This is a genomic window from Globicatella sanguinis NBRC 15551 (assembly GCF_001552295.1).
Classification (GTDB): Bacteria; Bacillota; Bacilli; order Lactobacillales; family Aerococcaceae; genus Globicatella; species Globicatella sanguinis.
Map to the genome: position 1 here is coordinate 1 of NZ_BCQX01000096.1, position 8,991 is coordinate 8,991.

An 8,991-nucleotide genomic window follows, 5' to 3' on the forward strand; every position below is an offset into this window, starting at 1 on the left:
CCTTAAAAGAAAATGTGCTATAATGAAAATATTATTTACAAAGGGGGGAGAAAATGGATACAGTAGTCTTAACAATAGCTGGTTCGGATACTTGGGGTGGTGGCGGTATTACTACAGATATCAAGACCATTGAACAAGCAGGAAGTTTTGCGGTTAATGTGATTACTTGTATCGCAGTTGAGAGTAGTGATAGTTCTTTTGAAATTGTTTCTTTGCCTGCTAGTTTAATTAAGCAACAGCTTCAAACGATTGCGAACACTTATCAATTATCAGCCATTAAGATTGGTTTATTAAACGATGCCATTACGATTGCAGTAGTCAAAGAATTTATTGGAACGCAAAATTGTCCGATTGTAATTGATCCTGTAATGGCTTTTAAGGAGTCATCGAAGGAAATCAAGCAAATTAGATTAGAAATGATTGACTTAATGAAATCAGCGACCGTCATTACACCTAATTTAACGGAAGCAAAGATTATTTGTGAAAGTGGTGACATTGAGAATCAATTGATGCTGGCAGATGAAGCTAAGAATATCTACTCAATTGTGAAAACTCCAGTATTGATTACCGGTGGTGCGCGCTTTCCAGGTGAAAAAGCAGTGGATGTTTTATTTGATGGCAAAAAGATACACTTTTTTGAATTACCTAAATTAGATACCTTAAATATACATGGAGCCGGTTGTGCATTATCTTCAATGATTGCAGCTCAATTAGCAAATAATGAAACACTCGAGCAAGCAATCAAAAATGCTAAACACTTTGTATATCAAGGGATCAATCAAGGTTTGTCTTTACCATCCGGTGATGGGGGAAATATTTGGAATAGAATAGGGGATAAAAATGAGAAATAAATTTGATGTTCGTACATTAACATATTTAGCAGTCATTACAGCAGTAACTTTAGTTTTGTCATTATTAATTATTATACCAGTTCCTGCTACTAATGGATTTGTTACAATATTAGATGCCGGAATTTATTGTGCAGGTTTAGCCTTCGGTTCATTAGGTGGGGGAGTCGTTGGGGGACTCACTGGCTTATTAATCGATATAATTTCAGGATATACTATTTGGGCACCATTCTCACTTGTCATTCATGGATTACAAGGATTGGTTTATGGCTTGATTATTGAAAAATATGGAAACGACAATAAAAGCATGTTGTTTGCTTTAGCAATCGCTGGCTTGATTATGGTTGGCGGCTATGCGATGGCCAATGAATTCTTATATGGTGGCGGTGTAGGATGGGTTTCAATCCCAAGTAACATTGTACAAGTTGGTTTTGGTAGCGTCGTTGTGATGCTTGTAAAAAATAAATTTTTATCGATATTAAAAGTATACTCTCATTAGGAAGAAGGAGCAGAATTGAACTTAGAACAATTACAAGAAAACTTAAATGAAATTATGGACAATATTATTGAAAAGGCAAATTTAAAAGAAAATGATGTCTTTGTTTTAGGATGTTCAACAAGTGAAGTGATGGGGCATCAAATTGGTAAACATTCTAGTTTAGAAATTGGTGAGTTGATTGTTCAAACACTTTTAAATAAGTTAAATCCATTAAACGTTCATTTAGCGGTTCAAGGCTGCGAACATTTAAATCGCTCATTAGTTATTGAGTCAGTGGTAGCTGAACGGAAAGGCTATGAAGAGGTATGGGTAAGACCAAGTCTTCATGCCGGAGGCGCTGCTTCGGTATCAGCTTTTAAATTATTTAAAAATCCGATTGAAGTGATGGCAGTACAAGCAAAAGCCGGCATTGATATTGGCGATACTTTTATTGGGATGCATGTTAAATCCGTTCAAGTACCGATTAGACCGACGATTAAAACTTTAGGACATGCTCATGTAACGGCAGTCACTTCACGTCCACGATATGTTGGCGGTCCTAGAGCCATTTATGAGGGAATAGAAATAAAATGAGCGAAAGTAAAGACCTTCTGACGATTGATCAGAAGGTCTTTATATTTAGAAGAAACTATTTAAACTGTAAATAAATGACATAATTAGCGAAACTAACATCGTTAATACCATTGCGATTGAAATAAAGCGGACCATTCGATCCATTTTCGATAATTTTTTCTTATTTTTATTTGATTGAAACATAACATGATCTCCTTTATTAATGACAGTACTATTATATTATAAACGATTAAAAATATAAACCAACTAAAGTCCAATTTTTTGCATTAAGCTTTAATATTTACTGAAAATTTGGTAAAATAAATGAGAAATAATAACTAGGAGGCAATTACATGTCAAAACAACAAATTGGTGTCGTAGGTATGGCCGTAATGGGACGTAACATCGCATTAAATATTGAAAGCAGAGGGTATTCAGTAGCCTTATTCAACCGTACGGGTTCAAAAACAACCGCAGTCATTGAAGAAAATCCTGAGAAAAATTTGAAAGCAACTTATTCGGTTGAAGAATTTGTTGATTCATTAGAAAAGCCTCGTAAAATTTTATTAATGGTTCAAGCCGGTAAAGGGACAGACGCAACTATTGAATCATTATTACCTCACCTAGACAAAGGGGATATTTTGATTGACGGAGGAAATACTTTCTATAAAGATACGATTCGTCGAAGTGAGTATTTAGCGAACTCTGGCATCAACTTTATTGGTACTGGAGTTTCTGGTGGTGAAGAAGGGGCATTAAAAGGACCTTCAATTATGCCAGGTGGTCAAAAAGAAGCTTATGAATTAGTAGCGCCAATCCTAGAACAAATTTCAGCTAAAGCTGAAGAAGATGGCAAACCATGTGTGACATACATTGGTCCAAATGGTGCGGGACATTATGTTAAAATGGTACATAATGGTATCGAATATGGTGACATGCAATTAATTGCGGAATCATTTGATATTTTACACCGTGGTTTAGGCTTATCAGTTGCTGAAATAGGAGATATCTTTACAGAGTGGAATGAAGGTGAGTTGGATAGTTTCTTAATGGAAATTTCATCTCAAATCTTAAAAACCAATGATCCTGAAACAGGTAAACCAATGGTTTCTGTCATTATGGACCGTGCGGGTAATAAAGGAACTGGTAAATGGACTTCACAAAGTGCTTTAGATTTAGGTGAGCCTTTATCATTAATTACAGAATCAGTGTTTGCACGCTTTATTTCAAGTCAAAAAGACCAACGTGTGCATGCAAGTACGATTATTCCAAATGTCGATGCTAAATTGGAATTAGATGAAACAGCTCGTAAAGAATTAATTGAATCCATTCGTCAAGCATTGTATTTTAGTAAAATTATGAGCTATGCTCAAGGGTTTGCTCAAATGCGTGAAGCAAGTGAAACCTATGACTGGAATTTACCTTATGGCGAAATCGCAAGTATTTTCCGTGCAGGTTGTATTATTCGTGCAAAATTCTTACAAAAAATTACCGATGCTTACGAGAATAATTCTGAATTACCAAACTTAATGTTAGACGACTATTTCTTAGAGATTGTCTCTAAAAATCATGAAGCGGTTCGTCATGTGGTATCAGTGGCGATTGCAGCTGGAATTCCAGTTCCAACCTTCTCTGCAGCGATTGCTTATTATGATTCATATCGCTCAGCAGTGTTACCGGCTAACTTAATCCAAGCACAACGTGATTACTTTGGGGCTCACACTTATAACCGTGTTGATAAACCAGGTACTTTCCATTTCCACTGGAATGAAGTGCGCGAAGAAAAATTAGAAGATTAATTATTTTTAACTCTTGGGAGTCCAAATTAGATAATTTGGACTCCTTTATTAGTATTATGCGCTTAATTATTAGAAAATCTTAGGTTTTCAGTAATAAATGGTGGAATTTTGCTACAAATTTGTGTAATATAAAGACGAAGAGATTAAAAATTGATAAGGAGGACATAGTATGTCTGAAGATAAAAAACAACGTGTTTTAATTATTGAAGATGAAAAGAATCTTGCACGCTTTGTTGACTTAGAATTACAACATGAAGGCTACGAGACCAAAATTTGTAATGATGGTCGCAGTGGATTAGAAGCAGCCTTAGAAGAAGATTGGGATGTTATATTATTAGACTTAATGTTACCAGAATTAAACGGCCTTGAAGTATGTCGTCGTATTCGACCAGTAAAAGATACGCCAATTATTATTATGACTGCCCGTGATTCTGTTATGGACCGTGTATCCGGTTTAGATCAAGGGGCGGATGATTATATCGTAAAACCATTTGCGATTGAAGAACTATTGGCTCGTTTACGTGCATTATTCCGCCGAATTGAATCAGAAGAGGAACAACGTTCACCTCAACAGCCGACGGTTACCTATCGTGATTTAGTCATCGAAAAAGCTAATCGGATTGTGCGTCGTGGTGACGAAGTGATTGATCTGACTAAACGTGAATATGAATTATTATTATTCTTAATGGAAAACTTGAATATGGTAATGTCACGTGAAGTTTTATTAGATGAAGTTTGGGAATATAAATCAGAAGTGGAAACCAATGTGGTGGATGTTTATATCCGTTACTTACGTAATAAAATTGACTTACCAAATAAAGAAAGTTATATTCAAACTGTTCGTGGTACTGGTTATGTTATGAGAACGTAAAGATGAATATTAGAAAATGGTTTAAAAGAGAACAACCCATTTCCCTAAAATGGAAATGGGGCGTTTTATTATTTTTAGGTTTCTTTGTTATCGCGTTAACGACTTTAAATTTTAATTATTATTATTATCATCAAGAACAACGCTCAGCGATCAAAGCCGTTTATCAAGAAAATTTTGACCGCATGACTGAGTATATTCAATCCTTTGATCACTTATATCAAAGGCCATCAAGTACTGATTTAGATAATAAACCACTTAATAGCAATCAACAATCACAAAATATCTCGAAAGAATTGTACCAGTATATTAGCACTGGTTTAAATGAGGATTTAACAATACGCTTATTTAATGAGCGCAATCAATTAATCTTCAGCAATAGACATTTGGATGTCCCAACGGTAGAGAGTAACAAACAATTAGTGGAAACTCAAATCAAAGATGTCCTCAGTTATGTTGGTCGTACAACAATCCGTTCGACCCAAACAGGAGAAAATTTAGGTGTCCTGGAATATATTGTGCAACCACAAACCTTAATTGAACTGGAAAAGAATCAAAGACATATCTTTTTTATTTCAATACTTGTGCTGTTATTGGTAGCAGCTTTAGTTGCCTTTGTATTATCGCGTCTATTTTTACGACCGCTAAATTATTTAAATAATGCTTTAGATTTGGTAGAAGAAGAAAATTTATCTGAAATGCGCATGCGACGCCCACGTTCTACGGATGAATGGAGTGATTTGACTTTACATATTAATCGCATGCTAGATAAAATCGATTTGTATGTCAGAAATCAAAAACAATTCGTAGAAGATGTTTCTCACGAGTTAAGAACACCGGTCGCAATAGTGGAAGGCCATTTAAAATTATTAAATCGCTGGGGTAAGGATGATCCAGAAATATTAGAAGAGTCGATTTCTGCTTCTTTACAAGAAATATCAAGGATGAAGGGCCTTGTACAAGAAATGCTTGATTTAATGAGGGCCGATCACGCAGAAATGGATTATAAAGACGAAATTACGGAGGTTTATTCGACCATCAGACAGATTCACAGCAATTTTGTGATGCTTTATCCAGAATTTAATTTTTACTTAGATAGTGAAAAGAATCCTGATGATTTGTATATTAAAATGTTTCGTAATCACTTTGAGCAACTGCTCATTATTTTGATTGATAATGCAGTCAAATATAGTCAAGACCGTAAAGAAATCCATCTTTCAATCAGTACTAGTCTTTCCGAAATTGAAATTGCCGTTCAAGATTTTGGTGAAGGAATGTCTGAAGAAGACAAAGAGCGCGTTTTTAGCCGATTTTATCGTGTTGACAAAGCACGATCGCGTGATAAAGGTGGTAATGGACTCGGCTTAAGTATTGCTCAACAATTAGTAAAAAGCTACAAGGGCTCAATTAAAGTCGAAAGTGCACTAGGTCATGGCTCAATTTTTTATGTCACATTTCCAATCTTAACCGACCAACGGCAAATTTATAAGAGTAAACAAAAAGCAATTCGAAAAACATTATAGTATCTTGTGAACAATAACTTTCTGTTAAAATATAAGTGGAAGTGATTTCATTTATTTTATTTATCAAAAGTTATTGTTCAATTATTTATTTAGGTTATAATTGATTTGAAATTGCTTTTTAAAAAGGGGTAAGAACATGATTGAATTTCGAAAAGTAACAAAAACTGAAAAAGAAACGCTACTTTTGGATAGCGCTAGTTTTTCCATTAAATCCCCTGGTAAAATATATACAATTTATTATGACGATGAAGCTCAAAAAGATAACTTATTGGGAATCTTATTTGGGTTAGACAGTGATTTTGAAGGGGATTATTTACTTTTCGATCAAAATGTTCATGATTTTTCTGAAGAAGATTGGCACCGTGTCAGGAATCAGGAGATGCAAATTGTTTACCAGAAACAGAAATTAAATGATTTAATGACAGTGTGGGATAACTTGGCAAAATTAGGTTTTTTTCCTGAAGAAGAGATTAATGAACAACTTGTTACCTTATCTTTAGAAGATGTAAAACATAAAAGGGTTTCGGAGCTAAGTACCTCTGAAAGAATGAAACTAGCCATTGCTCGATCACTGTTACTTAAACCCAAAATCTTATTATTAGATGAACCGACTAATGGCTTAGAGTTGAATAACATTCAATATTTAATGCAATATATTCATCATTTAAAGGCAAAAGGGTTAACGATTATTATCTTAAGTAATAATATGTCCATTATTGAAAATTCGGATGATATATTTCAGTTTAAAAACCAGAAAATCGTTAAAATTAAATCTAGTGATGAGGCGACACAACCTATTGCTGAAACGTGTAAAAAAGCAAACATTGTCAAGAAAACACCTTATTTACAAGCATGTTCACTGTTAGAAGCCAAGAAACTTGAAAATATTTTAATGTTAATTCCAGTAGCAGTGGTGTTTTCGCTATTATTTATGCTGTTTAGTTTTCAATTTAGTCGCATAACCAATCGTTTTGAACGCCTTTTTACAACGGTAACTGAAAATACGATTGTAATTGATACGGGGGAATTAATTCCCAATGCTCAAAGGGTGTTGCTTGGTAAAGGAACAACGTCAAAACTTTCGGATGGATCTAAACTATACTTTTCTGACGAAGATATTGATATTGTAAAAAATATCAAAGGAGTCAAATCAGTCGATAATACTGATAAGAATTTATTTTTAGAAAAAGATCGTGATGGTTATGGATTAAATTTAATCTATAATCAAGATCAATTATCCGACCAAATAAAAGATCAATTTAAATATAAAAAGGGCGAATTTTATATTGGTTTTGGCTTTAAAATGCTCACGATACCCAAACAATCCAGTAGCAGCTTTAATCCCGAAAAGTTAACCATTATTGAAGGGGAATACCCAGATGATGATTCTAACCAAATTTTAGTACCAGATATATTTATCCAATCTTATTTCCAACATCAAGATTATAATAAAGTGGTGGGAGAAACCGTCTCTTTTGAGACCGTTGCAGTAGATAATCAATTGGATGTCAAAAAGAGTGATTACATTATTTCTGGTGTTTATCATTTAGATACTGCTAATACAAGTGACCTGTACTTTCCTATCTATGTTCCTTGGAGTCATTTTCTTATTAATATTGAAAGAGATAATCTGATGGATTATTATAATTCGTTAAAGATGATGTATAATTCGAGTGGATTGGTGAAGGGAAATAGTACTGTTGAAATGTTCAATTCATTTGAGGAATTTGAAAAAGCTTATGGATCAGGTTATGCCACCATGATTATTGAGTTAGAATCTGACGCTGATCAGCAAGTAATTGCAGAAGAATTAGAAAGATTATTTCCTCAATACGTTCAATTAAGTCATTATAGTTTTAAAAACGGAACAATCGCTGAAGATTATCAAAGGGAGAAAATTATATTAATTGGTATTTCTAGCTTAGTATCTTTAATATTAGGTTTATTATTAAGTCTGTTTAATCGTCAATGTTTTAAGAAACATACCGACCAATTGGCGATACAATTTAGTTTAGGTTATTCACGTGGTGAAGTTCAACGGATACTCATCTACGAACACTTAATTTTGTTTTACATTGGTTTTGTAGTAGCGTATATCTTATCAAGCGTCATCTATTTAATTCACTTTAAAAATACATTATATTTAAATGGCATCAATCAATTATTTAATCCCGTTGTGATTGCGACATTATTTTATTTAGTCAACATATGTTTACTGGTTGCGCTAATATGGAATGTTACCAGAGTGAAAGAAAAACAATTGTATAACTCTTTATTAGGAAAATAAAATGCAAAAGCTTTCCATGAATAAATTGAGAGTTCTTTCAAGAGGTGAATTGTATTTTGAAAGGATTAGCCCTTAATTATTTAATTTGTGACTCCATCAGGGAAGACAAGCAATGGTTTTGTATTTTAACTGAACCTTGTTGATATCATCATCGCAATCATTTATACTGACAAATTTGAAGAAAAGTTTAATTAAAATTGTATTGTAGAGAGAGAAGATAATTTAAATAATGGCGGATGTTTTATGAAGAATTTAAGTAGGAAAATGTTTCTACTGGGAATAGCAAATTTTGTTGATTTATTACTTACTGCCAATAGACATCTTTGAAACTTACACTAATCTAAGACCAACTGGACTGGTTTCTATCTTTATCTGCCCAATGATTGGCCTGGTAGGTTTAATATTGGGGATTAAAGAAAATGACGGGTTATTTATAGTATTGAATCTACTTTTAATTTTAATACTGCCGCTCATCATATTTGTAGGGCAGATGCTAGGTCCAATGTAATCAGTATTAGAGGGTAATAATGGTTCTTTTTAAATGGTGTAGGTCACGGAGTTGGCTCTTTGTCAATTGGTGTGGATCACAGAATTTTTGGGGAGTGGGCAAGAAGT

At 33.8% G+C, this 8,991-nt stretch carries 8 protein-coding genes; 7 read left to right on the forward strand and 1 reads right to left on the reverse strand.

What is annotated here, in order from left to right; all coding sequences use genetic code 11:
* Positions 1–53: 53 nt before the first annotated feature.
* From GSA01S_RS07990 to GSA01S_RS08000, 3 genes are read left to right on the forward strand one after another with little or no spacing between them, the layout of a single operon-like run.
* The gene (locus tag GSA01S_RS07990; protein ID WP_066126444.1) at positions 54–851 is read left to right on the forward strand and encodes a hydroxymethylpyrimidine/phosphomethylpyrimidine kinase; all 798 of its coding nucleotides are present in this window, start codon (positions 54–56) and stop codon (positions 849–851) included.
* Positions 841–1,347: an ECF transporter S component gene (locus tag GSA01S_RS07995; RefSeq protein ID WP_066126446.1), complete on the forward strand. Its 507-nt coding sequence runs from the start codon at positions 841–843 to the stop codon at positions 1,345–1,347. The genes GSA01S_RS07990 and GSA01S_RS07995 overlap by 11 nt, the downstream gene beginning before the upstream one ends.
* Before the next feature lie 15 nt (positions 1,348–1,362).
* Positions 1,363–1,920 carry a TIGR01440 family protein gene (locus GSA01S_RS08000; RefSeq protein ID WP_157064804.1) on the forward strand — a complete coding sequence of 186 codons (558 nt, stop codon included), beginning with the start codon at positions 1,363–1,365 and terminating at the stop codon, positions 1,918–1,920.
* Between the two features lie 45 nt (positions 1,921–1,965).
* On the opposite strand, the gene GSA01S_RS10795 is transcribed toward GSA01S_RS08000, so the two are convergent.
* Entirely contained in the window at positions 1,966–2,103 is a 138-nt protein-coding gene (locus GSA01S_RS10795) for a DUF4044 domain-containing protein (protein ID WP_157064805.1), read from the reverse strand.
* A 149-nt stretch (positions 2,104–2,252) separates the two neighbouring features.
* On the opposite strand from GSA01S_RS10795, the gene gnd reads away from it, so the two are divergent.
* The 4 genes from gnd to GSA01S_RS08020 all read left to right on the forward strand — a co-directional run bounded on the left by gnd (position 2,253) and on the right by GSA01S_RS08020 (position 8,376).
* Positions 2,253–3,698 (forward strand): NADP-dependent phosphogluconate dehydrogenase, encoded by a 1,446-nt coding sequence (gnd, locus tag GSA01S_RS08005; RefSeq protein ID WP_066126448.1) that lies wholly within the window; start codon positions 2,253–2,255, stop codon positions 3,696–3,698.
* A 169-nt stretch (positions 3,699–3,867) separates the two neighbouring features.
* On the forward strand, positions 3,868–4,569 hold the full coding sequence (locus tag GSA01S_RS08010) for a response regulator transcription factor (RefSeq protein WP_066126449.1): 702 nt from the start codon (positions 3,868–3,870) through the stop codon (positions 4,567–4,569).
* Between the two features lie 2 nt (positions 4,570–4,571).
* Positions 4,572–6,089: a sensor histidine kinase gene (locus GSA01S_RS08015; RefSeq protein WP_066126451.1), complete on the forward strand. Its 1,518-nt coding sequence runs from the start codon at positions 4,572–4,574 to the stop codon at positions 6,087–6,089.
* Between the two features lie 136 nt (positions 6,090–6,225).
* Positions 6,226–8,376, forward strand: a complete 2,151-nt coding sequence (locus tag GSA01S_RS08020; protein ID WP_066126452.1) for an ATP-binding cassette domain-containing protein — start codon at positions 6,226–6,228, stop codon at positions 8,374–8,376.
* The last annotated feature ends 615 nt before the right edge of the window (positions 8,377–8,991 follow it).